We start from the raw sequence: 22,311 nt of genomic DNA on the forward strand, positions 1-22,311 counted from the left end.
AGACGCCGGGCGTCGCCATCAGGCAATCGCGCAGCGCCTTATCCGGCCTACAAGACCGCCTGACACATTATGGAGCAGGAGAAATGTCATGAGTAAACTGTTGGATCGCTTTCGCTATTTTAAGCAAAAAGGCGACACTTTTGCGGACGGTCACGGTCAGGTGATGCACACCAACCGGGACTGGGAGGACAGTTATCGTCAGCGCTGGCAGTTCGATAAAATCGTGCGCTCCACGCATGGCGTGAACTGCACCGGCTCCTGTAGCTGGAAAATCTACGTTAAAAATGGTCTGGTGACCTGGGAAACGCAGCAGACGGACTACCCCCGAACCCGCCCGGATCTGCCTAATCATGAACCGCGCGGCTGCCCACGCGGCGCCAGCTATTCCTGGTATCTCTATAGCGCTAACCGCCTGAAGTATCCGCTGGTGCGTAAACGCCTGATTGAACTGTGGCGTGACGCCCTTTCCCGCCAGCCTGATCCGGTACTGGCGTGGGAGTCGATCATGAACGATCCGCAAAAGTGCCAAAGCTACAAGCAGGTGCGCGGACGCGGTGGGTTTATTCGTTCTAACTGGAAAGAACTTAATCAACTGATCGCGGCGGCCAACGTCTGGACCGTCAAAAATTATGGCCCTGACCGTGTCGCCGGGTTCTCGCCGATTCCGGCGATGTCGATGGTCTCCTACGCCGCCGGGACTCGTTATCTCTCGTTGCTCGGCGGAACCTGTCTGAGTTTCTATGACTGGTACTGCGATCTGCCGCCCGCATCGCCGATGACGTGGGGCGAGCAAACCGATGTCCCGGAATCCGCAGACTGGTACAACTCCAGCTATATCATCGCCTGGGGCTCTAACGTGCCGCAAACGCGCACGCCGGACGCACACTTCTTCACAGAAGTGCGTTACAAAGGCACCAAGACAATTGCCATTACGCCGGACTACTCAGAAGTCGCCAAGCTGTGCGACCAGTGGCTGGCGCCGAAGCAAGGTACTGACAGCGCGCTGGCGATGGCAATGGGCCACGTCATCCTCAAAGAGTTTCATCTCGATAACCCCAGCGACTATTTCCTGAATTACTGTCGCCGCTATACCGACATGCCGATGCTGGTCATGCTTGAAGCGCGCGAAGACGGCAGCTATGTGCCGGGTCGCATGATGCGGGCGTCCGATCTGGTCGACGGGCTGGGTGAAACCAATAACCCGGAATGGAAAACCGTCGCTTATAACCGCGCGGGTGAACTGGTGGTGCCGAACGGTTCCATCGGCTTTCGCTGGGGCGAGCAAGGCAAGTGGAATCTTGAGCCGCTGGCGGCAGGCAACGAAACGGAACTGACCCTCTCCTTGCTGGGCCAGCATGATGATGTTGCTGGCGTAGCGTTCCCTTACTTTGGCGGTAATGAGAACCCGCATTTTCGCAGCGTGAAGCAAGAACCGGTTCTGGTGCGCCAGTTGCCGGTGAAGCGTCTTACCCTGGCCGATGGCAGCCTCTGCCCGGTCGTCAGCGTCTACGACCTGGTGCTGGCGAATTATGGCCTGGATCGTGGTCTGGATGACGATCACAGCGCCAAAGATTACGCGGAAATTAAGGCCTACACTCCCGCCTGGGGCGAACAGATTACCGGCGTACCGCGTCGTCACATCGAAACGATCGCCCGGGAATTTGCCGATACCGCGCATAAAACGCATGGCCGTTCCATGATCATCCTCGGTGCCGGTGTGAACCACTGGTATCACATGGATATGAACTATCGCGGGATGATTAACATCCTCGTGTTCTGCGGCTGCGTGGGACAAAGCGGCGGCGGCTGGGCGCACTACGTGGGGCAGGAAAAGTTACGCCCGCAAACCGGCTGGCTGCCGCTGGCATTTGCGCTGGACTGGAACCGCCCGCCGCGTCAGATGAACAGCACGTCGTTTTTCTATAATCACGCCAGCCAGTGGCGTTATGAAAAACTAACCGCGCAGGAACTGCTGTCGCCGCTGGCTGATTCCTCACGCTTTACCGGCCATTTAATTGATTTCAACGTGCGAGCTGAACGTATGGGCTGGCTGCCCTCCGCGCCTCAGCTCAATCTCAACCCGCTCACGCTGAAAAGCAAAGCGGAACAGGCCGGATTATCCCCTGCCGATTACACCGTACAGGCGCTGAAGTCGGGAGATATTCGTTTTGCCTGCGAGCAGCCGGACAGCGGTAAAAACCACCCGCGCAACCTCTTCGTCTGGCGCTCGAATTTGCTGGGTTCATCCGGCAAGGGGCATGAATACATGCTCAAATACCTGCTGGGCACTGAAAGCGGCATTCAGGGAGAGGCGCTGGGGTCCAGTGACGGCGTCAAACCGGAAGATGTGGAGTGGCAAACGGCCGCCATTGAAGGCAAGCTCGACCTGCTGGTGACGCTGGATTTCCGTATGTCCAGCACCTGCCTGTTCTCGGATATTGTGCTGCCGACCGCCACCTGGTATGAAAAAGACGACATGAATACCTCGGATATGCATCCGTTTATTCATCCGCTGTCTGCTGCCGTTGACCCGGCGTGGGAATCGAAAAGCGACTGGGAAATCTACAAAGGGATCGCCAAAGTGTTCTCCGACGTCTGCGTGGGGCATCTTGGCAAAGAAACCGATGTGGTGCTGCAACCGCTACAGCATGACTCCCCGGCGGAGCTGGCGCAGCCGTTTGATATTCTCGACTGGCGCAAAGGCGAATGCGATCTGATCCCCGGTAAAACCGCGCCGAACATCGCGGTGGTGGAACGCGACTATCCGGCGACGTATGAGCGGTTCACCTCCCTCGGCCCGTTGATGGATACGCTGGGCAACGGCGGGAAAGGCATTTCCTGGAATACGGAAAACGAAGTCGATTTCCTCGGTAAACTCAATTACACCAAACGCGAAGGCCCGGCGAAAGGTCGCCCGCTGATTGACACCGCGCTGGACGCCTCTGAGGTCATTCTTGCGCTGGCACCGGAAACCAACGGCCAGGTGGCAGTCAAAGCCTGGGAAGCGCTGGGCGCGATTACCGGGCGCGATCATACTCATCTGGCGCTGAACAAAGAAGACGAGAAAATCCGCTTCCGGGATATTCAGGCCCAGCCGCGCAAAATTATCTCCAGCCCGACCTGGTCCGGTCTTGAAAGCGAGCATGTCTCTTACAATGCCGGGTACACCAACGTTCATGAGCTGATCCCGTGGCGCACGCTGTCCGGTCGTCAGCAGCTCTATCAGGATCACGCCTGGATGCGCGCCTTCGGGGAAAGTCTGGTGGCCTACCGTCCGCCGATTGACACCCGTAGCGTCAGCGAAATGCGCGAAATCCCGCCGAACGGTTTCCCGGAAAAAGCGCTGAACTTCCTCACGCCGCACCAGAAATGGGGCATTCACTCCACCTATAGCGAAAACCTGCTCATGCTGACGCTGTCGCGCGGCGGGCCGATTGTCTGGATCAGTGAAACCGATGCCCGTGAGCTGGGCATTGAGGATAACGACTGGATCGAGGCCTTCAACGCCAACGGCGCCCTCACCGCGCGTGCGGTGGTCAGCCAGCGCGTGCCGCCGGGTATGACCATGATGTACCACGCTCAGGAACGCATCATGAATATCCCCGGTTCTGAAGTCACGGGAATGCGCGGCGGGATCCACAACTCCGTTACGCGCGTCTGCCCGAAACCGACCCATATGATCGGCGGCTATGCGCAGCTGGCCTACAGCTTTAACTACTACGGTACGGTCGGATCGAACCGCGACGAGTTCATCATGATTAGAAAAATGAAAAATATTAACTGGCTGGATGATGAAGGTCGGGATCAGGTACAGGAGGCGAAAAAATGAAAATACGCTCACAGGTAGGCATGGTTCTCAACCTTGATAAGTGCATCGGCTGCCACACCTGCTCCGTCACCTGTAAAAACGTCTGGACCGGGCGTGAAGGTATGGAGTACGCGTGGTTTAACAACGTTGAGACAAAACCTGGTATCGGCTATCCGAAAAACTGGGAAGATCAGGAGGAGTGGCAAGGCGGCTGGGTTCGCGATGTCAACGGCAAGATAAGACCGCGTCTGGGCGGCAAGATGGGCGTTATCACCAAAATCTTCGCCAACCCGGTGATCCCGCAAATCGATGATTACTACGAACCGTTTACCTACGATTATCAGCATCTGCACAGCGCGCCGGAGAGCAAAAACCAGCCCACCGCCCGCCCGCGTTCGCTGATTGACGGCAAAAGGATGGACAAAATTGTCTGGGGGCCAAACTGGGAAGAACTGCTCGGCGGCGAATTTTCAAAACGTGCCCGCGATCGTAACTTCGAGAAGATGCAAAAGGAGATGTACGGCCAGTTCGAAAACACCTTCATGATGTATCTGCCGCGTCTGTGCGAGCACTGCCTGAACCCAAGCTGTGTGGCGACCTGCCCGAGCGGCGCGATTTATAAGCGTGAAGAAGATGGCATTGTGCTGATCGACCAGGACAAATGTCGCGGCTGGCGTCTGTGCATCAGCGGTTGTCCGTACAAAAAAATCTACTTCAACTGGAAAAGCGGCAAATCAGAAAAATGTATTTTCTGTTATCCGCGTATCGAATCCGGTCAGCCGACCGTCTGCTCGGAAACCTGTGTTGGCCGTATTCGCTATCTCGGCGTGTTGCTGTATGACGCGGACCGCATTGAAGAAGCGGCCAGCACCGAACACGAAACCGATCTCTATGAGCGCCAGTGCGACGTGTTCCTTGACCCGAACGATCCGGCGGTGATTGAAGAAGCGTTGAAACAGGGTATTCCGCAAAACGTGATTGAGGCCGCTCAGCGTTCCCCGGTCTACAAAATGGCGATGGACTGGAAGCTGGCGCTGCCGTTACACCCGGAATACCGCACCCTGCCGATGGTCTGGTACGTGCCGCCGCTGTCGCCAATTCAGTCTTATGCCGATGCTGGCGGCCTGCCGCAAACCGAAGGTGTGCTTCCGGCGATCGAAAGCCTGCGTATTCCGGTGCAGTACCTTGCCAATATGCTGAGCGCAGGCGATACCGGCCCGGTGCTGCGCGCCCTGAAACGGATGATGGCGATGCGCCACTATATGCGTTCGCAGACGGTGGAAGGCGTTACGGACACCCGCGCTATTGAGGAAGTCGGCTTAAGTGTGGAACAGGTGGAAGAGATGTATCGCTACCTGGCGATCGCCAACTACGAAGATCGTTTCGTGATCCCAACCAGCCACCGCGAAATGGCGCGTGACGCCTTCCCTGAGCGTAACGGCTGCGGCTTCACCTTCGGCGATGGCTGCCACGGTTCCGACACCAAATTTAACCTGTTTAACAGCAGCCGCATTGACGCCATCAACATCACCGAAGTACGCGATAAGGCGGAGGGCGAATAATGCAGATCCTCAAGATTATCGGCTTGCTGATGGAGTACCCGGATGAGCTGTTGTGGGAGTGCCGTGACGACGCCATCGCGCTTATTCGCCATGACGCGCCAATGCTCACCGACTTCACCACTGAGCTGTTAAACGCCCCGCTGCTGGATAAGCAGGCGCAGTGGTGCGAAGTCTTTGATCGCGGGCGCGCGACGTCGCTGTTGCTGTTTGAACACGTTCATGCGGAATCGCGCGATCGGGGTCAGGCGATGGTCGATCTGCTGGCCCAGTATGAAAAGGTGGGACTGCAACTTGACTGCCGCGAGTTACCCGACCATCTGCCGCTCTATCTGGAGTATTTGAGCGTGCTGCCGGAAGCAGAAGCGCGGGAGGGATTGCAGAACATCGCGCCGATCCTCGCGCTGCTGGGCGGGCGTTTAAAACAACGGGAAACGCCGTGGTATCAGCTGTTTGACGCCCTGCTGTCGCTGGCGGGCAGTCCACTTTCAAGTGACAGCGTCACGCAGCAAATCGGCGGCGAGGCGCGTGACGATACGCGTCAGGCGCTGGATGCCGTCTGGGAAGAGGAACAGGTGAAGTTTATCGAAGATAACGCCACCGCCTGTGACAGTTCTCCGTTACAACACTATCAACGACGCTTTAGCCAGGACGTGGCGCCACAGTATGTTGACGTCAGCGCGGGAGGCCCGAAATGATACAGTACCTGAACGTCTTTTTTTACGACATCTACCCCTACCTCTGCGGCACGGTGTTTATTCTCGGCAGTTGGTTGCGCTATGACTACGGACAGTACACCTGGCGCGCCTCGTCCAGCCAGATGCTGGACAAACGCGGCATGGTGCTATGGTCAAACCTGTTCCATATCGGCATCCTGGGGATCTTCTTCGGCCATCTGTTCGGTATGCTAACGCCCCACTGGATGTACGCCTGGTTCCTGCCCATTGCGGTGAAACAGCAAATGGCGATGATTCTTGGCGGGGTCTGCGGTGTGCTGACGCTGGTCGGCGGCGCTGGTCTGCTGATTCGGCGCCTGTTTAATCAGCGCGTGCGCGCCAGCTCATCCACGGCGGATATTTTGATCCTCTGTATCCTGCTGATCCAGTGCATCCTCGGGCTGACGACAATACCGTTCTCCGCGCAACACCCGGACGGAAGCGAGATGCTGAAACTGGTCGGTTGGGCGCAGGCGGTTGTGACGTTCCAGGGCGGCGCTTCGGCGCATCTGGACGGCGTGGCGCCAATTTTCCGCGCGCATCTGGTGTTGGGAATGACCATCTTCCTGATTTTCCCGTTCACGCGTCTGGTGCATGTCTGGAGCGCGCCGTTTGAGTATTTCACTCGCCGCTACCAGATTGTCCGCTCACGTCGCTGACCTGACCCCATGCCCGGTGGCGCGACGCTTACCGGGCCTACAAAATACTCCCTGTAGGCCGGATAAGGCGTAAGCCGCCATCCGGCGCAAAACGTTATTTCCCTGCCTCCGGGTGGGTATCAAACGCCGCCATGACGGCCGCTAATTCCGCCTCGGTAAACCCGTGCTTCGCATCATCGATCCCCAGCCCAAACTGCTCCTGCAATAGCGCGTAAAGAGACGCCACATCCGGCACATTACGCTGTTCTATCGCATGGCCTTCCTGATAATGGGTGAAATGGAAATTGGTCAACGTCAGTTTACCGCCATCCGGTAAATGGCGGCACATCAACAGGTGATGGCGAAAATGCGACTGCGGCCAGTGCGCTGACCAGAAGTTGCCCATCACGTAATCGCTCTGCTGCTGAACTCCCAGATCGAAGCAATACATCGACTGCCAGTGATCGTGATGGCGGAACTGCAAAATCCAGTTATTCCCCTCTTGTCGCAAACGGTATTTGCCATGCGGCGTCTGTTGTTCACATTCTGCCTGCAAACGGATGGGCGCGGTCAATGTCTGCCCGCCAAATCCGACGTCTGCAATCCACGGTTCGCCTTGCAGTTCGACCAGTAACAGCCGGTGCGTGCGTGGCGGCAAGCTGGTCGGGTTTGTTAGTACGACGCGCCCCAGCAGGCTGCGCACGGTAAAGCCTGTCTCCCGTAAAGCACGTTCAAACAGCCCATTTTGTTCGAAGCAATAGCCGCCGCGACGGGCGGTCAGCAATTTTTCTTCCAGCGACAAATCGTCGAGCTGAATTTCGCGCGGCAGTAAGACATCCAGATTTTCAAACGGAATGGTGCTGTTATGCTGCAAATGCAGCGCTCGTAAAGTGTCAAGATTAGCTTCGGCAGCGCCCGACCAATTTATGCGGGCAAAATAGGCGGTCAAAAAAGACGTCATAAGGCATTCCTGTCTGTAGGGGTTCACGCAAAAAAGCTGATTCTACGCTGATGGCGGCAATCTGTTACCCCGCCGCCTGACGTAATATGTCACGGATGCGGTTCTCAATCTGGAGTATGAGTGATTTTTGGCCTTTGATATGACGGAATGTGCGTAACCGGATAATCAAATGTCCCTTCCAGTCGGCATTTATCGTAGAGTGTCGTTCCCTGAATAAAGATCAGATAAATATTATGCTGCCGATCGTAGACAAAATCGTCGCCATTCTGAAACGTAACCAGTCGAAAGGCGTGATCGCCAATACGTTTTTTCCTTACGCCTCCCGCCCCTACCTGAAAACGATCTTTCCACTTCATTGTTGTTAAACCATAATCAAAAAAAGATATGCGTACGGCACCGCGAATATGGCACATCAGGTTCATACCTATAGCAGCAGAGGCGGAGAGCGTAGACAACAAATATAACGAGGCTGCGAAAATCAAAAAAAGCATATATTTACTTAATTTTTCGTATCTATGACGTTATCACGCACAATAACACTCGTTGTGCGTATAGCCAATGTGAACGTTATTTTGGTGTCGTTACGCTAAGACGATCGCCACCCTGAACGAGGCATACCTATGAGTCGTTTTCGTCCTGTAGAGCTACATCATGCCAGCCGTCTGTTAAATCACGGCCCGACGGTTCTGATCACCAGCCGGGACGATCGCACGGAGCGGCGGAATGTTATGGCGGCGGCGTGGTCTATGCCCGTCGAGTTTGAGCCTCCTCGTCTTGCCATTGTGCTGGATAAAACCACCTGGTCGCGCGAGCTTATAGAACGCAGCGGTATGTTTGGCATCGTGATTCCCGGCGTAGCGGCAACGAACTGGACGTATGCGGTAGGCAGCGTCTCTGGCCGCGAAGAAGATAAATTCAACTGCTATGGCATCCCGGTGGTAAAAGGCCCGGTGCTCGGTTTACCCATGATCGAAGAGAAATGCCTCGCCTGGATGGAATGCCGACTGCTGCCCGCAACGTCGGCACAGGAAAAATATGACACGCTTTTTGGCGAAGTAGTTTCGGCGGCGGCGGATGAACGTGTTTTTATTGAAGGCCGCTGGCAGTTTGATGACGATAAACTGAATACCCTGCATCATTTAGGCGCGGGAACCTTCGTTACCTCGGGCAAAAAAATTACCGCGGGCTGAAGGCGAAATGCCCTCCGGCATCCCCGTTTATCATCCACTCTTCAGATAACGCTATGGCTCAGGATAACAGAAAAGCGAAACATACCATTTGGACCACTCGCGAGGATATGGTGAGACGAGGAATGGCTCTCAGCCTGCCGTGGTTTGCTTTTGTGAATATCAGTTTTGCGCTGATGATCTTTTTTCGTGACGCGTTATTCCACGATACCCACGCGCGCTATCTGGCAGAGATGCGTATTGTCCGCACTATTGATGACGCCGTTATCGGCATTATGCTGGTCTGTGCCCTGCTGTTGATTACCTCCCGGCGGCAATCCTGGCTGACGCAGGGATTATTAATCACCCTTAGCCTGTTCTGGTCCTGGTGCAGTTATTATTTCATCAGCCACTGGCAATTAACGTTCGCCTATCCTCTCTGTGCGGTGTTATTACTCAGCGCCGTGATCGCACTTTATTTTCATACGCCGAGCGTACTCGCTTTTCTGCTCCCGCTATGGCTGACCGTCCCCGTCGCCAGCGTTGTTTTGAATCAGAAAGTGAATATTCATTTCGCGGTGATCTGGGGCATTTTCTCGCTTATTTTGCTGGGCGGCCGTTTTATGCTGATTCGCTGGTTTGATGAAGCCTGGCGACAGAACCAACACAACAACCTGCTTATTTCGCGCCTGGATAACCTTGCGCATCGCGACCCGCTCACCGGTACGTCAAACCGGCGCGCAATGGAAAAACTGCTGCATAGCGCAACGGCGCAGCAAAATGCGTTTGCGCTGATCATGCTCGATGTCGATTTTTTTAAACGCTATAACGACGCCTACGGGCACCCGGCCGGCGATGCCTGCCTGAGTCAGGTCGCGGATATACTCGCTCAGTCGGTGCGTAGCCCGGAAGATGTGGTCGCCCGCTATGGCGGCGAAGAGTTCGCTGTTATTTTGTTTGACGCGACGTTGCAAGATGCAGAGCGCGTGGCGGCGAGAATACAACAAGCGCTGGAAGCGGCGGCGATCCCTCACCCGGCGTCAACGGTAAGTGACAGTGTCACGGTAAGCCAGGGTATCGCCTGCTCAGAGAAAGGAAAAACCGCTGAACAGACGATCGCGGATGCCGATGCCGCGCTGTACCGGGCTAAAGAGGCCGGACGGAATCGTTGGGCGCGCTGAAGGCCATCATTGGCGCCGCCCGTGCTAAATGATGTCGTTATTTTTCAGCACCGTCTGGAGCGGTGGATGCTGGCAGACCGCATCGGCAATCGCGCTAATGTTCGGGGCGTTGTCCTGAAACCAGTCATGGCCCGGCCCCCAGGTGCGCATCACGCACAGATAACAGTCCAGCAGCGTTAGCTGTCCGCCAAAGGCGTAGGGTTCCGCTATCAGCCGATCGTTGAGCCACATATACAGCGCCTTACGGTATTCAAGGCAGCTTTTCTTCAACTGCTCCGGGGCATTTTGCACCCAGCGTTCAGGGTAATCAGCATACGTGAATGTGGGATAAACGTTCGCTACCAGCCAGATTAACAAACGCTGGAACTGCTGACGCTCGGCGTGTCCGACCGGCGGCGCGAGATCGGGACGGCGATCGAGGATCATCAGCGCAATGGCGGCGCTCTCCGTCATGATTTCTCCGTTTTCCAGCGCCAGCGTTGGAATCTGGCACAGCGGGTTGAGCTTCTGGAGCAGATCCCGCTGCGGCCCCTCGGCATCAAACCCCTTCACATCGATAAATTGATACGGAATCTCCGCCAGAGTCAGCATGACTTCGCTAATTGCCGAGCCCCAGCCGGGTACGCCATAAACTTTGATCATGCGGCCTCCACAACGTGTAAAACGCTAAGTGTAGTAGATTCACCGTGCTACTGGCTGAATCGTGACCACAGCGCGGCTGAGCTGACCACACGTAAAAGCACGACGTCTTAACGCTGTGCTTCCGGGTATGTTTTGCGTCGTTTAACAATTGCAGGTAGGATGCTCCGCCGATGGTTTTATCCCTACCACAGAATGATGGGAAAAACCGTTTCAGCGTTAGCCAGGCAATCGTTTGGTTAGCAAAAGGTGCGGCACAAAAAGTATCTCTTCTGTCCGACAGGTCAACAGGTAACACAATGAAAACACACAATACAAACGCGCTTGAACAACATGCCGCGAAACGACGCTGGTTGAACGCCCATGAAGAGGGTTATCACAAGGCGATGGGCAACCGACAGGTACAAATGATTGCCATTGGCGGCGCAATTGGCACCGGATTGTTTTTAGGGGCTGGCGCACGACTGCAAATGGCTGGCCCTGCCCTGGCACTGGTTTATCTGGTATGCGGTATTTTCTCATTCTTTATTCTTCGCGCGCTCGGCGAGCTGGTTTTGCATCGCCCTTCCAGCGGCAGCTTCGTCTCCTACGCCCGTGAATTTTTAGGCGAAAAAGCGGCATACGTCGCAGGCTGGATGTACTTCATCAACTGGGCGATGACCGGGATCGTCGATATCACCGCAGTGGCGCTGTATATGCACTACTGGGGCGCATTCGGTGACGTTCCGCAATGGGTGTTTGCCCTGGGCGCGCTGGCGATTGTGGGCACAATGAACATGATTGGCGTGAAGTGGTTCGCCGAGATGGAGTTCTGGTTCGCGCTGGTAAAAGTGCTGGCGATTGTCCTGTTTCTGGTTGTCGGCACAATCTTTTTAGGAAGCGGCAAACCGCTGGATGGCAACACAACAGGCTTCCATCTGATCACCGATAACGGCGGGTTCTTCCCGCATGGCCTGTTGCCTGCTCTGGTGCTGGTTCAGGGCGTTGTCTTCGCCTTCGCGTCGATTGAGCTTGTTGGTACGGCGGCCGGAGAGTGCAAAGATCCACAAACGATGGTGCCAAAAGCGATCAACAGCGTGATCTGGCGTATTGGCCTGTTCTATGTCGGTTCCGTTGTCCTGTTGGTGTTGCTGCTGCCGTGGAACGCGTATCAGGCCGGTCAGAGTCCCTTCGTGACCTTCTTCTCAAAACTGGGCGTGCCTTACATCGGCAGCATTATGAACATTGTGGTGCTGACGGCGGCCCTCTCCAGTCTGAATTCAGGCCTGTACTGCACCGGCCGAATTTTACGTTCGATGTCGATGGGCGGTTCCGCGCCGAAATTTATGGCGAAAATGAGCCGTCAGCAGGTGCCGTACGCCGGTATTCTGGCGACGCTGGGCGTGTATGTCATCGGGGTGTTGCTCAACTATCTGGTGCCTTCTCAGGTTTTCGAAATTGTCCTTAACTTCGCATCGCTGGGTATTATCGCCTCCTGGGGCTTCATCGTGGTGTGCCAGATGCGTTTGCGTAAGGCGATTAAAGAAGGCAAAGCGGCAGACGTCAGCTTTAAGTTACCGGGCGCGCCGTTTACCTCCTGGCTCACCCTGCTGTTCCTGCTGAGCGTTCTGGTGCTGATGGCGTTTGATTACCCTAACGGCACCTATACCATCGCTTCACTTCCGCTGATTGCCATTCTGCTGGTCGCTGGCTGGTTTGGTGTGCGCAACCGCGTGGCGGAAATTCACCGTACCGCGCCGGTTGTGCCGCAGGAAGAGAGTAAGCAGGACATGGTATTACGAGAAGAGACGGCGAGTTAACACTGGCAGCCCGGTGGCGTGACGTTTATCGGGATGTTGTTACGCAGTAAAAAGGAGGGGCTTGCCCCTCCTTTTTACTTAATGCTTACAGCGTTATTTAACCGTTACAGCGCGATGCGGATAACATCATCTGGCTGAGTGGCTTCCTGCTCACGGGTTGATTTCTGCTTCACGCTCACGAACAGCGTTTGCCCGTCCGCAGACAGCGCCAGGCTATTCGGGAATGTCGGCGTGTCGTAAGTTTTCACGACCTTATAGCTTTTCGCGTCAATCACGCTCACTTTACCGGCCTGGCGGTGCGTCACATAGGCTTCGTTGCGGGTCGGGTTGAACAGCACGGCCAGTGATTCCGGCGCGGCTACTTTTGCCAGCACATTGCCATTACGGGTATCCACCACCAGAACTTCAGCCGCTTTGGAATCGGTGATAAAAGCGCGATGGCCTGCGGTGTCGAGGCTCAGGTTGATAAAGAAGTGCTCTTTCCCGTCATCCAGCAATGTCTTGCGGCTCAGGATCTTGTTGTCCGCAGTATCGATGGTGATGAACTCGCCGTCTGCGTTAGTGGTGTAAAGACGCTTCGCTTGACTGTCAATGGCCAGACCCGTGCTCATTTTACCGGTATTCTGGATGGTCGTTTTCAGGGCGATTTTTTCACCGTCAACCACCCAAATCACGCTCTCTTTACCGATACCGCTGATATATACGGTGTTGGTCGCATCATCGCTGACCAGTTCGCGTGGTTGCAGCGGACGGACATCTTCGGAACGCTTGCGCTCATCCAGCACCAGACGCCCTTTTACATCACCTGTTTTGGCATCGATTGCCGTCAGCGCGCTGTTTACGGTGTTACCAAACCACAGCGTTTGCGTCGCGTTGTTGATGGTCGCGCCAAACGGTTTGAGATCGTTATGGATGGCCTGCGTCACCTCAAGGGTAACCGGGTCGAGGCGATAAACTACCCCACCTTTGTCCGTTTTGCGGCTTTGCGAAGTAGCCAGCCACAGTGCATTTTCCTGCTGGCTATAGGCCATTTCATAAGCGCCCTTGCCGACGGCTTTACGCAGCATTTCTTCTGCCGCCTGCGTGCTAAATGAAGACGCGACCAGCAGTGAACCTAACAGTAAAGAACCACGCAGGCGCGGCGAAAACAGATGACGTAAATGCATGACGACTCCCTTTGATAAACACGTTTGTAGCTGCTTCACATGGCTTCGGCGAGTGAATCCGTGTCCCACTCGCTGTACGTAGATGCGAATAGTAATCATTATTCAGTACAAAGTGGAGCGTTTCTTTGCAGGCAGTCTACAATTTCTTTAATTTTTTCATGTTCCATTAACGCATCGTGCTATTAAATTTTTCATATATTTACAAAGTAATTAAAGTATTCATCAAATTTCATTTGGCACGTTTACTCGTGATTGGTTTTTTTTCATGAAGATCATTACCGCTCGTCAGGCCGCATTTCCCGCCCTTTTATTCCCTTTCGTTTTCTCGCCGGTGAGCCAGGCGGCCACGGCTGAAGATGAACAAACGATGATTGTTAGCGCGACGCCGCAAACGGTGTCTGAACTGGACACGCCCGCCGCCGTCACAGTGGTTGAAGGGGAAGATATGCGACTGGCGACGCCGCGTATTAACCTGTCTGAATCCTTAAACGGCGTGCCCGGTTTGCAGGTGCAAAACCGTCAGAACTATGCGCAGGATTTACAGTTGTCAATTCGCGGATTTGGCTCCCGCTCTGCGTACGGCATTCGCGGTATTCGTCTGTATGTTGACGGCATCCCGGCCACCATGCCGGACGGACAAGGGCAGACGTCCAATATCGATCTGAGCAGCGTCCAGAATGTGGAAGTGCTGCGCGGCCCCTTCTCCGCGCTGTACGGCAACTCTTCCGGCGGCGTGATGAACGTGACGACGGAAACCGGACGCCAGCCGCCGACGATTGAAGCCAGCAGCTATTACGGCAGTTTCGGTAGCTGGCGCTATGGCATGAAAGCCACGGGGGCGATGGGTGACGGAACGCAGGCGGGTGACGTGGATTACACCGTCTCCACGACCCGATTCACCACCCACGGTTTTCGCGATCGCAGCAGCGCGCAAAAGAATCTGGCTAACGCAAAACTGGGGGTGCGTCTGGACGATGCCAGTAAGTTAAGCCTGATTTTCAATAGCGTAGACATTCACGCGAATGACCCCGGCGGCCTGACCGAATCCGAATGGAAAGCCAACCCGCAGCAGTCGCCGCGTGCCGAACAGTTCAACACGCGAAAAACCATCAAGCAGACTCAGGCAGGCCTGCGCTATGAGCGTCAGCTCAGCGAACACGACGATCTGAGCGTGATGATGTATGCCGGTGAACGTGAAACCACACAATACCAGTCCATACCGATGGCGCCGCAGCGGGATAACCCCGCGCATGCAGGCGGCGTAATCGTGCTTCAGCGTCATTATCAGGGTATCGACACCCGCTGGACGCACCGGGGCGAGCTGGGCGTACCTGTGACGTTCACCACCGGCCTGAACTATGAAAATATGAGCGAAAATCGCAAGGGTTACGAGAACTACCGCCTGAATAACGGCGTGCCGCAGTTTGGCGTGAAAGGCGATTTGCGTCGTAATGAGCGCAACCTGATGTGGAACGCCGATCCCTACCTGCAAACGCAGTGGCAACTGACCGAAAAACTTTCGCTTGATGCCGGCGTGCGGTACAGCTCAGTCTGGTTTGACTCTAACGATCATTACGTTACGCCTGGAAACAGAAATGACAGCGGCGAGGCCAGCTACCATCAATGGCTCCCTGCCGGGGCGCTCAAGTATGCGTTCACCGATGTGTGGAACGTTTATCTGGCCGCAGGGCGCGGTTTTGAAACGCCGACCATCAATGAACTCTCCTATCGCCCGGACGGACAAAGCGGCCTGAACTTCGGCCTGAAACCCGCCACCAATGACACGGTGGAAATTGGCAGTAAAACGCGTATTGGCGATGGTTTACTGACGGCGGCGCTCTTCCAGACGGATACGGATGATGAAATTGTCGTCGCTACCAGCGGCGGTGGGCGCACCACATATAAAAACGCCGGTAAAACCCGCCGTCAGGGCGCGGAATTATCATGGGATCAGCGTTTCGCCGGTAACTGGCGGGTAAACGCCTCCTGGACCTGGCTGGATGCGACCTACCGCAGCAACGTCTGCAAAAGTGGCGATTGCAACGGTAACCGCATGCCGGGCATTGCGCGTAATATGGGGTTCGCCTCGCTGGGATATGTACCGGATGAAGGCTGGTATGCCGGCACCGATGCCCGCTATATGGGGGACATCATGGCAGACGATCACAACACGGCAAAAGCGCCCTCGTATACCGTGGTTGGTCTGAACACCGGGTATAAGTTTAACTACAGCAACTTAACGGTCGATGTGTTTGGCCGGGTCGATAACCTGTTTGATAAAGAGTATGTCGGTTCGGTGATCGTCAACGAATCAAACGGACGCTATTACGAACCGGCACCGGGGAGAAACTACGGCGTTGGCGTCAATCTGGCATGGCGTTTTGAGTAAGCACCAGAGCTAAAAAAGCTAAAAAAATAGCGGGGAATCGCCCCGCTATTTTTTAATGTCATGCAGCGTCAATTCTCAGGCATCATCCGCCAGGCGAATCACGACCTTGCCGAAGTTCTTCCCGGTCAGCAGACCGATAAACGCCTCCGGCGCTTTTTCCAGTCCGTCGGTGATCTGTTCGCGGTAGTGGATCTTCCCTTCTTTGACCCAACGCCCCATCTCCTGCTGAAACTCATGAATCCGGTGCCCGTAGTCCTGACCAATAATAAACCCTTGCAGGCGGATGCGTTTTTTTAACAGCGTCGCCATTAATAGTGGCAGCCGGTCAGGTCCGTCGGGGAGTTTTGTGGCGTTATATCCGCTCACCAGACCACACAACGGGATACGTGCCGAAGTATTCAACAGCGGCAGAACCGCATCAAACACCTTGCCGCCGACATTTTCATAATACACATCAATTCCCTGCGGGCAGGCTTTCGCCAGTTGTTCCGCAAAATCCGCCGCGTGGTGATCGAGGCATATGTCAAAACCGAGAATCTCGGTCGCGTAGCGGCATTTTTCTGCGCCGCCTGCGACACCCACCACATGACAGCCCTTCAGTTTGCCGATTTGCCCGACGGTTGCGCCGACCGGCCCGGTGGCGGCCGCAACGACCAGCGTTTCCCCTGCTTTGGGCTGGCCGATATCCAGCAGTCCCATATAGGCGGTAAAGCCCGGCATCCCCAGCACGCCCAGCGCCCATGACGGATGCTCAGGGTTGTCACCGAGTTTCACCAGCCCTTTCCCGTCGGAAATATCATAATCCTGCCAGCCGCTGTAACTTAATACCCATTCTCCCGGACGGTAATCAGGATGACTGGACTCCACGACCCGGCTGACCGTTCCGCCAACCATCACGCCGCCGATCTCCACCGGCGGTGAGTAGGACGGTTCGTCGCTCATTCTTCCGCGCATGTAGGGATCGAGGGACAGGAAAATTGTACGTAACAGCACTTGCCCTTCACCGGGCGTCGCTACGTCGTCCTCTTCCATGCGGAAGTTGCTCTCAACCGGCGCGCCATGCGGACGCGAAGCCAGAACCCAACGACGATTACGGTATGCTTGTTGGCCCATGATGTTCTCCTCTGCTTGTGGCATGAATCCCTCAATAGTAGCCGAACATTAATTACCCGCGTGGTTTAAGCGCACAACCAGGTAAACGCATGTTTCCTGTGTCTCATTGATAAAACGGCAGTCGTTTGGTGGCCCCAGCTCCAGGCAGTCGCCCGCTTTCATCTCATGGCGAACCCCGCCTTCGACAAAGACCAGCTCTCCCTGCTGTAGCCAGATAAGCTGTCTTGCCAGCGCGTAGGATGCCGCAGGCATCGGTACGTCACTCCCTGCCGGAAGCGAGATTTGTACGAGATCGATGGGCAGGTCGCTGCGCGGTGAAACGTGGCGGCGCAGGTAGTGCGTCTGCGGGTCGTGCCAGACGGGTTGATCGGCAAAACGCAGCAGCTTGCCCTCCTGCATTTCTGCCCGCGCGATCAGCGTTGACATGCTGATGCCAAACGCCCCGGAAAGCCGCCCCAGCAACGTGGCCGTCGGGCTGCTCTCTCCGCGTTCGATTTTGTGGATCATGGCGCGCGATACGCCTGCCCGCTCGGCAAGCTCCGTCAGCGACCAGCCCCGCGATTCACGCTCAATGCGAATTCTTGCACTGATCCGTTGATTTATGCTGTCTTCGATAGTATTCATATCGTAATACTATAGTGAACAACAACTGAGGTTCAACATGTCTATTCGATTTGCTGGCAAAGAAGACTGCGCCGCCATCGCCGAAATCTACAATCACGCGGTATTGCACACGGCGGCAATCTGGAACGATCAAACGGTCGATGTGGATAACCGCATCGCATGGTTTGATGCGCGTCAGCTATCAGGCTATCCGGTTCTGGTCAGTGAAGAGAATGGCGTCGTCACCGGGTACGCCTCCTTTGGCGACTGGCGTAACTTTGATGGTTTCCGCCATACGGTCGAACATTCCGTATATGTCCACCCGGATCATCAGGGGAAAGGCCTCGGACGGGCGCTTCTCAGCCGTCTGATCGAGGAAGCGCGCGCATGCGGCAAGCATGTGATGGTCGCCGGAATCGAGTCGCAAAACCAGGCATCGCTGCATCTGCACGAAACGCTGGGGTTCCGCATTACCGCCCAAATGCCGCAGGTTGGCACCAAATTCGGCCGCTGGCTGGATCTGACGTTTATGCAGCTTCAGCTTGACGATCGTCGCGACCCGGATGCGCGCGGATGAACCAGACGCTGACCCTCGCCTTTCTGATTGCCGCCGGTATTGGGCTGGTTGTGCAAAACACGCTTATGGTGCGCATTACACAGAACTCGTCAACGATTCTCATCGCCATGCTGCTGAACTCGCTGGTCGGGATTGTCCTGTTTGTCAGCATTTTGTGGTTTAAACAAGGCGCGGCGGGGTTTAGCGAGCTGGTTTCCAGCGTGCGCTGGTGGACGTTGATTCCCGGCTTGCTCGGATCGTTTTTTGTTTTCGCCAGTATTAGCGGGTATCAGTACGTTGGCGCGGCGACGACTATCGCGGTTCTGGTTGCCAGTCAGCTTATTGGCGGCCTGGTATTGGACATTTTGAGAAGTCATGGCGTGCCGTTACGTGCGCTGGCAGGCCCGGTTTGCGGCGCGGTGTTGTTGGTGATCGGCGCGTGGCTGGTCGCCAGACGCCAGTTTTAACTGCCGCTTCGCCGGATGGCGGCGTCGCGGCGTAAACGCTTTATCCGGCCTGTACATCCCTCACAGGCCGTGCTTATCAACGTCAGAGAATGCTACCACCTTTGGTAAGCTGTTCGCGACGCGCTTCCATATCTTCCTTGTACTGACGACCGTGATGCGCAATCGCCGTCCGTAGCCGCTGTTGCTGGGTGTAACGATCTTCCCGGCTCAGTTCGGCGTCATCGCTCAGCGCGATCAGCAGTTCGTTCATATGGGTAATGACGCTCTCTTCGATAGCGGCATCTACGCGCGCAGTGACCTCTTCCAGGTGCGACATAAACTCTCCTTAAACCATCAATTCAATTTAGCTTTTGAAAAATCACTGCCCATCAGGCTTACGCTGTATCCGGTTACGTTGCTGCGTGTGGCGTAGAACGTTTTGCCGTTTGCCAGCGCGATCCACGGCGCTTGCTGATAGAAAATATCCTGCGCCTGCTGGTAGAGCTGCGCACGTTCTTCCGGCTTGCTCACCCGTTTCGCTTTCTGGACGAGATCATCATACCCTTTATCGCACCAGCGCGCGGCATTTGAGCCGGTTTTTATGCTGTTGCAGCCCAGCAGCACATCGGCAAAGTTATCTGGATCGCCATTGTCAGACATCCAGCCGAACAGCGCGGTATCGTGCTCGCCTTTACGCATCCCGGACAGATACTCTCCCCATTCGTAAGAGACGATTTTCGCCGTCACGCCGACTTTTGCCCAGTCGCTCTGGATCATCTCCGCAATGCGCCGGGAATTGGGGTTATAAGGGCGTTGCACCGGCATCGACCAGAGCGTTGCCTCAAACCCCTTCTCCAGCCCCGCCTGCTTCAGCAAATCTTTGGCTTTTTGCGGATCGTAGTCGTAATCCTTCAGGTTGTTATTAAAGCCCATCATATTTGGCGGGATGGGCGATTTCGCCACCGTACCGGAACCGAGGAACACCGCGTTGATAATGGCTTTTTTATCAGTGGCGTAATTTAACGCCTGGCGCACCAGTACGTTATCAAACGGTTTTTTCTCGGTATTAAAGGCCAGATAGCCGACGTTCAGCGCATCGACCGAATGCAGCGTTAACGCGTTATTCTTTTTAATCTCGTCAAACTGTACGGGTGATGGCGCCGGAATAATCTGGCACTCGTTGGTTTGCAGTTTTGCCAGGCGCGTCTGGGCGTTAGGCGTAATCGAGAAAATAAGATGTCTGGTCGGCACTTCGCCATCCCAGTAGTTCGGGTTCGCCAGGTAGCGAATCTGTGAATCCTGCTTGTAGTGTTGCAGTACGTAAGGGCCAGTGCCGACAGGCCAGTTATCGACGTTTTCCGGTGTGCCTTTTTTCAGCATCGCATCGGCATACTCTGCGGAGAGAATGGAGGCGAAATCCATGCCCCAGTCAGCGAGGAATGCCGCATTGGGTTCGTTCAACACAAACTGGACGTGATAATCGTCGACCTTTTTCACCTCTTTAATCAACTTATCGAGGCCGACATCATTGAAGTATTCGTAGCTGCCCTGCGACACATTATGGTACGGATGATCTGCATCCTTCTGGCGCAGCACCGAGAAAATAACGTCATCGGCATTAAAATCGCGCGTCGGTTTAAAGAATTTATTGCTGTTGAATTTCACGCCCTGACGCAGCGTAAACGTGTATGTTTTCCCGTCCGGGGAAATCGTCCAGTCGGTCGCCAGCGACGGCACCGGCGTATTTTTTACCGGATCGAAATTGATCAGTCGGTTGTACAGCACCTGCGAACTGGCCACGAATGACGGGCCGGAACTGGCGATTTGCGGGTTAAACGATTCGGGTGAGGCTTCAGAACAGTAGATGATGGTATCGGTATTGGCCGCGAATGCCGCTCCTGCCGGTAAAAGTGCGCTGAGCGCCAGCGCGAGCAACGTTTTCCCTGTAGACATCGTTATAAGCCTTTTCATTTGATTATAAAGAGAGTCATATGAGCATAGCTTACAAAAGCTGACAAATAACGAATCACTCTCAGGTTATTCCGTTCTGGTATTTTTCGCTGATGAATGCGTCCTGCGGCGTGAAATAATTTCCCTTAAGTCTTTTTGAAAACGTCAAGATTTTTCCCCCGGCGCTATGCCATGAAAATTAGCCCCTTTTTGCCTCTCTTCCGCCGTTTGCTTGTCTTTGTAATCCGTAAAGTAGATGCGTGAAGAAGTCTAAGGGACAACAACGTGGCAAAAACTCTCTTACGTAGCGGCAATCTGGACGACTATCAGGCCGTGGGCGGCGGCGGTCAGGCCGTATTTGATTCCGCATTGCAAATTCGTGAAACGCTTCGTCTGCGTAAACAGCAGGCAATGGTGGATTGTCTGGCGATCCCGCAAATTAATGACAGCGGCGATCGCGTCGACTGGTATTCCCCGGTCGAGGGAAAAGCCATCGCATGGAAGGCCGCGGAGGAAGAAGCGCGATTTCGGGCGCTGCGCTACCTGAGCAGCACGCTGGAAAACGCGGCGGCGCTGAGCCGCAAAAGTCTGCAATCCGGGAAAACTTCGTTGCAGCTGTTCGGTTCCCTGCTGGAAAAAGCGGTTCAGTTCCCTGGGGAAAACCACGTTTTTCTGGTTGATGGCAAACCGGTCATCACCTTCTGGGGGTTTGTGAATCTTAATGAAAACACCCGTGATGACGTACTTGACTGCCTGCGCGCCATTGATGTTCCGCCCGTCCTGCCGCCTGTCGCTGAACCCGAGCAGGAGGTGGAAGATGAGCCGTTGCCAGAGGTGACGTTTGCCCGTTCCGATGAGCCGTTACTGACGCCGGTGATGATTGAACGCCCCCAGGAACCCGAACCTGAACCGGTCGCCCCTGTTGTTGTCAGCGAACCGCAGGCACCTTCACCATCTCCGACCACTCCCGTGAAGCCCTCTTCGCGTCTGCCGCTATGGAGCCTGCCGGTTGCCGCCGTGATTGTCGCCGCCGTTGCGGCGCCGCTGTTGTGGAAACCGTCTGCCCCCGTCGCCGAAGCCACGGCGGTCAGTACGCCGGTTGTCGCCGCGAAAGTAGACAGTAAACCGTTGCCGAAGATGATTGCCCAACTGCCGCTGCATCAGGCGGAAGTGATTCCGCCAGTGAAAAAAGCGAAGCCCGCAGATGAACCGGTGGTGATCGCCGCCATCCCCAAAGATGCGCTGGTGATGGATGCCGGTCAGATGAAAGCGGGAGTCACGCGCTTTTTGAATGGAAACTGGCGCGTACTGATTGACGTTAAAGATCCGGTCAGCGGAAAAGCGCCTTCGCTGCGTTACCAGATCCAGAACAACAAAGGCACCGCCCGGGTGGTACACGGCGACAACATCGTCTGCCGGGCGGACATTTTCTCCGGCCTGCATCAGACCGGAGAGCTGATGATCAAGAGTCGTGGTCACGCACGTTGCACCGATGGTTCGCGCTACCCGATGCCGGAAATCACCTGTAAAGCCAGCACGAATGACGTTGCGGCTTGCTCAGCGCGTTATGACGCCCATGCGGAAGTCCCGTTGACGATCAAAAAGATAGGTGCCTGATTTT

General features: G+C 55.3%; 19 protein-coding genes. 11 read left to right on the top strand and 8 right to left on the bottom strand.

The annotated features are described in order from the left end of the window. The first annotated feature begins 88 nt into the window (after window positions 1–88). From OGV50_RS00765 to narI, 4 genes are read left to right on the top strand one after another with little or no spacing between them, the layout of a single operon-like run. Window positions 89–3,829, top strand: a complete 3,741-nt coding sequence (locus OGV50_RS00765; RefSeq protein WP_115181635.1) for a nitrate reductase subunit alpha — start codon at window positions 89–91, stop codon at window positions 3,827–3,829. Further along, window positions 3,826–5,370, top strand: coding sequence for a nitrate reductase subunit beta (narH, locus tag OGV50_RS00770; RefSeq protein WP_012132376.1), 1,545 nt, complete (start codon window positions 3,826–3,828; stop codon window positions 5,368–5,370). Before OGV50_RS00765 ends, narH begins: the two co-directional genes overlap by 4 nt. Further along, window positions 5,370–6,065 carry a nitrate reductase molybdenum cofactor assembly chaperone gene (gene narW / locus OGV50_RS00775; protein ID WP_012132375.1) on the top strand — a complete coding sequence of 232 codons (696 nt, stop codon included), beginning with the start codon at window positions 5,370–5,372 and terminating at the stop codon, window positions 6,063–6,065. Before narH ends, narW begins: the two co-directional genes overlap by 1 nt. Then, a complete protein-coding gene (gene narI, locus OGV50_RS00780) occupies window positions 6,062–6,742 on the top strand; it encodes a respiratory nitrate reductase subunit gamma (protein WP_012132374.1) in 681 nt (226 codons plus the stop codon). The genes narW and narI overlap by 4 nt, the downstream gene beginning before the upstream one ends. Before the next feature lie 94 nt (window positions 6,743–6,836). Here narI and nhoA read toward each other — a convergent pair whose 3' ends face one another. Then, complete coding sequence (gene nhoA, locus OGV50_RS00785; RefSeq protein ID WP_114847898.1) at window positions 6,837–7,682, bottom strand: N-hydroxyarylamine O-acetyltransferase; 846 nt, start codon at window positions 7,680–7,682, stop codon at window positions 6,837–6,839. 104 nt (window positions 7,683–7,786) lie between these two features. After that, the gene (locus OGV50_RS00790) at window positions 7,787–8,173 is read right to left on the bottom strand and encodes a hypothetical protein (RefSeq protein WP_286488224.1); all 387 of its coding nucleotides are present in this window, start codon (window positions 8,171–8,173) and stop codon (window positions 7,787–7,789) included. Window positions 8,174–8,302: 129 nt separating this feature from the next. Between OGV50_RS00790 and OGV50_RS00795 the strand changes: the two genes are divergently transcribed. Beyond that, complete coding sequence (locus OGV50_RS00795; protein WP_049009885.1) at window positions 8,303–8,872, top strand: flavin reductase family protein; 570 nt, start codon at window positions 8,303–8,305, stop codon at window positions 8,870–8,872. Between the two features lie 107 nt (window positions 8,873–8,979). Beyond that, window positions 8,980–10,029, top strand: a complete 1,050-nt coding sequence (locus OGV50_RS00800; protein WP_172962712.1) for a GGDEF domain-containing protein — start codon at window positions 8,980–8,982, stop codon at window positions 10,027–10,029. A 24-nt stretch (window positions 10,030–10,053) separates the two neighbouring features. Here OGV50_RS00800 and OGV50_RS00805 read toward each other — a convergent pair whose 3' ends face one another. Next, complete coding sequence (locus tag OGV50_RS00805; RefSeq protein WP_049009879.1) at window positions 10,054–10,671, bottom strand: glutathione S-transferase family protein; 618 nt, start codon at window positions 10,669–10,671, stop codon at window positions 10,054–10,056. Window positions 10,672–10,967: 296 nt separating this feature from the next. Here OGV50_RS00805 and ansP point away from each other — a divergent pair, with 296 nt between their 5' ends. Beyond that, window positions 10,968–12,467 (top strand): L-asparagine permease, encoded by a 1,500-nt coding sequence (ansP, locus tag OGV50_RS00810; RefSeq protein WP_024130324.1) that lies wholly within the window; start codon window positions 10,968–10,970, stop codon window positions 12,465–12,467. 104 nt (window positions 12,468–12,571) lie between these two features. Here ansP and yncE read toward each other — a convergent pair whose 3' ends face one another. Then, a complete protein-coding gene (yncE, locus tag OGV50_RS00815) occupies window positions 12,572–13,633 on the bottom strand; it encodes a 7-bladed beta-propeller protein YncE (protein WP_024130323.1) in 1,062 nt (353 codons plus the stop codon). Between the two features lie 265 nt (window positions 13,634–13,898). On the opposite strand from yncE, the gene pqqU reads away from it, so the two are divergent. Further along, the gene (gene pqqU / locus OGV50_RS00820) at window positions 13,899–16,022 is read left to right on the top strand and encodes a TonB-dependent receptor PqqU (protein WP_286488225.1); all 2,124 of its coding nucleotides are present in this window, start codon (window positions 13,899–13,901) and stop codon (window positions 16,020–16,022) included. Window positions 16,023–16,097: 75 nt separating this feature from the next. Here pqqU and curA read toward each other — a convergent pair whose 3' ends face one another. Then, window positions 16,098–17,135 carry an NADPH-dependent curcumin/dihydrocurcumin reductase gene (curA, locus tag OGV50_RS00825; protein WP_115626695.1) on the bottom strand — a complete coding sequence of 346 codons (1,038 nt, stop codon included), beginning with the start codon at window positions 17,133–17,135 and terminating at the stop codon, window positions 16,098–16,100. A 48-nt stretch (window positions 17,136–17,183) separates the two neighbouring features. Then, window positions 17,184–17,759, bottom strand: a complete 576-nt coding sequence (locus tag OGV50_RS00830) for a helix-turn-helix domain-containing protein (protein ID WP_012132365.1) — start codon at window positions 17,757–17,759, stop codon at window positions 17,184–17,186. 37 nt (window positions 17,760–17,796) lie between these two features. On the opposite strand from OGV50_RS00830, the gene OGV50_RS00835 reads away from it, so the two are divergent. Both OGV50_RS00835 and OGV50_RS00840 read left to right on the top strand, forming a co-directional pair. Further along, a complete protein-coding gene (locus OGV50_RS00835) occupies window positions 17,797–18,315 on the top strand; it encodes a GNAT family N-acetyltransferase (protein ID WP_049008494.1) in 519 nt (172 codons plus the stop codon). Next, window positions 18,312–18,761 (top strand): DMT family transporter, encoded by a 450-nt coding sequence (locus tag OGV50_RS00840; protein WP_104868649.1) that lies wholly within the window; start codon window positions 18,312–18,314, stop codon window positions 18,759–18,761. The genes OGV50_RS00835 and OGV50_RS00840 overlap by 4 nt, the downstream gene beginning before the upstream one ends. An 82-nt stretch (window positions 18,762–18,843) precedes the next feature. Here the strand turns inward: OGV50_RS00840 and OGV50_RS00845 are convergent, their stop codons facing one another. Next, window positions 18,844–19,077 (bottom strand): YdcY family protein, encoded by a 234-nt coding sequence (locus OGV50_RS00845; protein ID WP_012132361.1) that lies wholly within the window; start codon window positions 19,075–19,077, stop codon window positions 18,844–18,846. Window positions 19,078–19,094: 17 nt separating this feature from the next. Further along, window positions 19,095–20,693, bottom strand: coding sequence for an ABC transporter substrate-binding protein (locus OGV50_RS00850; protein WP_024130321.1), 1,599 nt, complete (start codon window positions 20,691–20,693; stop codon window positions 19,095–19,097). A 282-nt stretch (window positions 20,694–20,975) separates the two neighbouring features. Between OGV50_RS00850 and OGV50_RS00855 the strand changes: the two genes are divergently transcribed. Beyond that, complete coding sequence (locus OGV50_RS00855) at window positions 20,976–22,307, top strand: SrfA family protein (protein WP_286488226.1); 1,332 nt, start codon at window positions 20,976–20,978, stop codon at window positions 22,305–22,307. Window positions 22,308–22,311: the final 4 nt, after the last annotated feature.

This window comes from Citrobacter sp. CK180, from assembly GCF_030333655.1.
GTDB lineage: Bacteria > Pseudomonadota > Gammaproteobacteria > Enterobacterales > Enterobacteriaceae > Citrobacter_B > Citrobacter_B koseri.

Coding starts and splice junctions, on each gene's coding strand:
- narW (WP_012132375.1), top strand. CDS start 5,370: ATGCAGATCCTCAAGATTATCGGCTTGCTGATGGAGTACCCGGATGAG.
- OGV50_RS00790 (WP_286488224.1), bottom strand. CDS start 8,173: ATGCTTTTTTTGATTTTCGCAGCCTCGTTATATTTGTTGTCTACGCTC.
- pqqU (WP_286488225.1), top strand. CDS start 13,899: ATGAAGATCATTACCGCTCGTCAGGCCGCATTTCCCGCCCTTTTATTC.
- narH (WP_012132376.1), top strand. CDS start 3,826: ATGAAAATACGCTCACAGGTAGGCATGGTTCTCAACCTTGATAAGTGC.
- OGV50_RS00800 (WP_172962712.1), top strand. CDS start 8,980: ATGGTGAGACGAGGAATGGCTCTCAGCCTGCCGTGGTTTGCTTTTGTG.
- curA (WP_115626695.1), bottom strand. CDS start 17,135: ATGGGCCAACAAGCATACCGTAATCGTCGTTGGGTTCTGGCTTCGCGT.
- OGV50_RS00795 (WP_049009885.1), top strand. CDS start 8,303: ATGAGTCGTTTTCGTCCTGTAGAGCTACATCATGCCAGCCGTCTGTTA.
- OGV50_RS00845 (WP_012132361.1), bottom strand. CDS start 19,077: ATGTCGCACCTGGAAGAGGTCACTGCGCGCGTAGATGCCGCTATCGAA.
- OGV50_RS00835 (WP_049008494.1), top strand. CDS start 17,797: ATGTCTATTCGATTTGCTGGCAAAGAAGACTGCGCCGCCATCGCCGAA.
- ansP (WP_024130324.1), top strand. CDS start 10,968: ATGAAAACACACAATACAAACGCGCTTGAACAACATGCCGCGAAACGA.
- OGV50_RS00850 (WP_024130321.1), bottom strand. CDS start 20,693: ATGTCTACAGGGAAAACGTTGCTCGCGCTGGCGCTCAGCGCACTTTTA.
- nhoA (WP_114847898.1), bottom strand. CDS start 7,682: ATGACGTCTTTTTTGACCGCCTATTTTGCCCGCATAAATTGGTCGGGC.
- OGV50_RS00830 (WP_012132365.1), bottom strand. CDS start 17,759: ATGAATACTATCGAAGACAGCATAAATCAACGGATCAGTGCAAGAATT.
- yncE (WP_024130323.1), bottom strand. CDS start 13,633: ATGCATTTACGTCATCTGTTTTCGCCGCGCCTGCGTGGTTCTTTACTG.
- OGV50_RS00840 (WP_104868649.1), top strand. CDS start 18,312: ATGAACCAGACGCTGACCCTCGCCTTTCTGATTGCCGCCGGTATTGGG.
- OGV50_RS00805 (WP_049009879.1), bottom strand. CDS start 10,671: ATGATCAAAGTTTATGGCGTACCCGGCTGGGGCTCGGCAATTAGCGAA.
- narI (WP_012132374.1), top strand. CDS start 6,062: ATGATACAGTACCTGAACGTCTTTTTTTACGACATCTACCCCTACCTC.
- OGV50_RS00765 (WP_115181635.1), top strand. CDS start 89: ATGAGTAAACTGTTGGATCGCTTTCGCTATTTTAAGCAAAAAGGCGAC.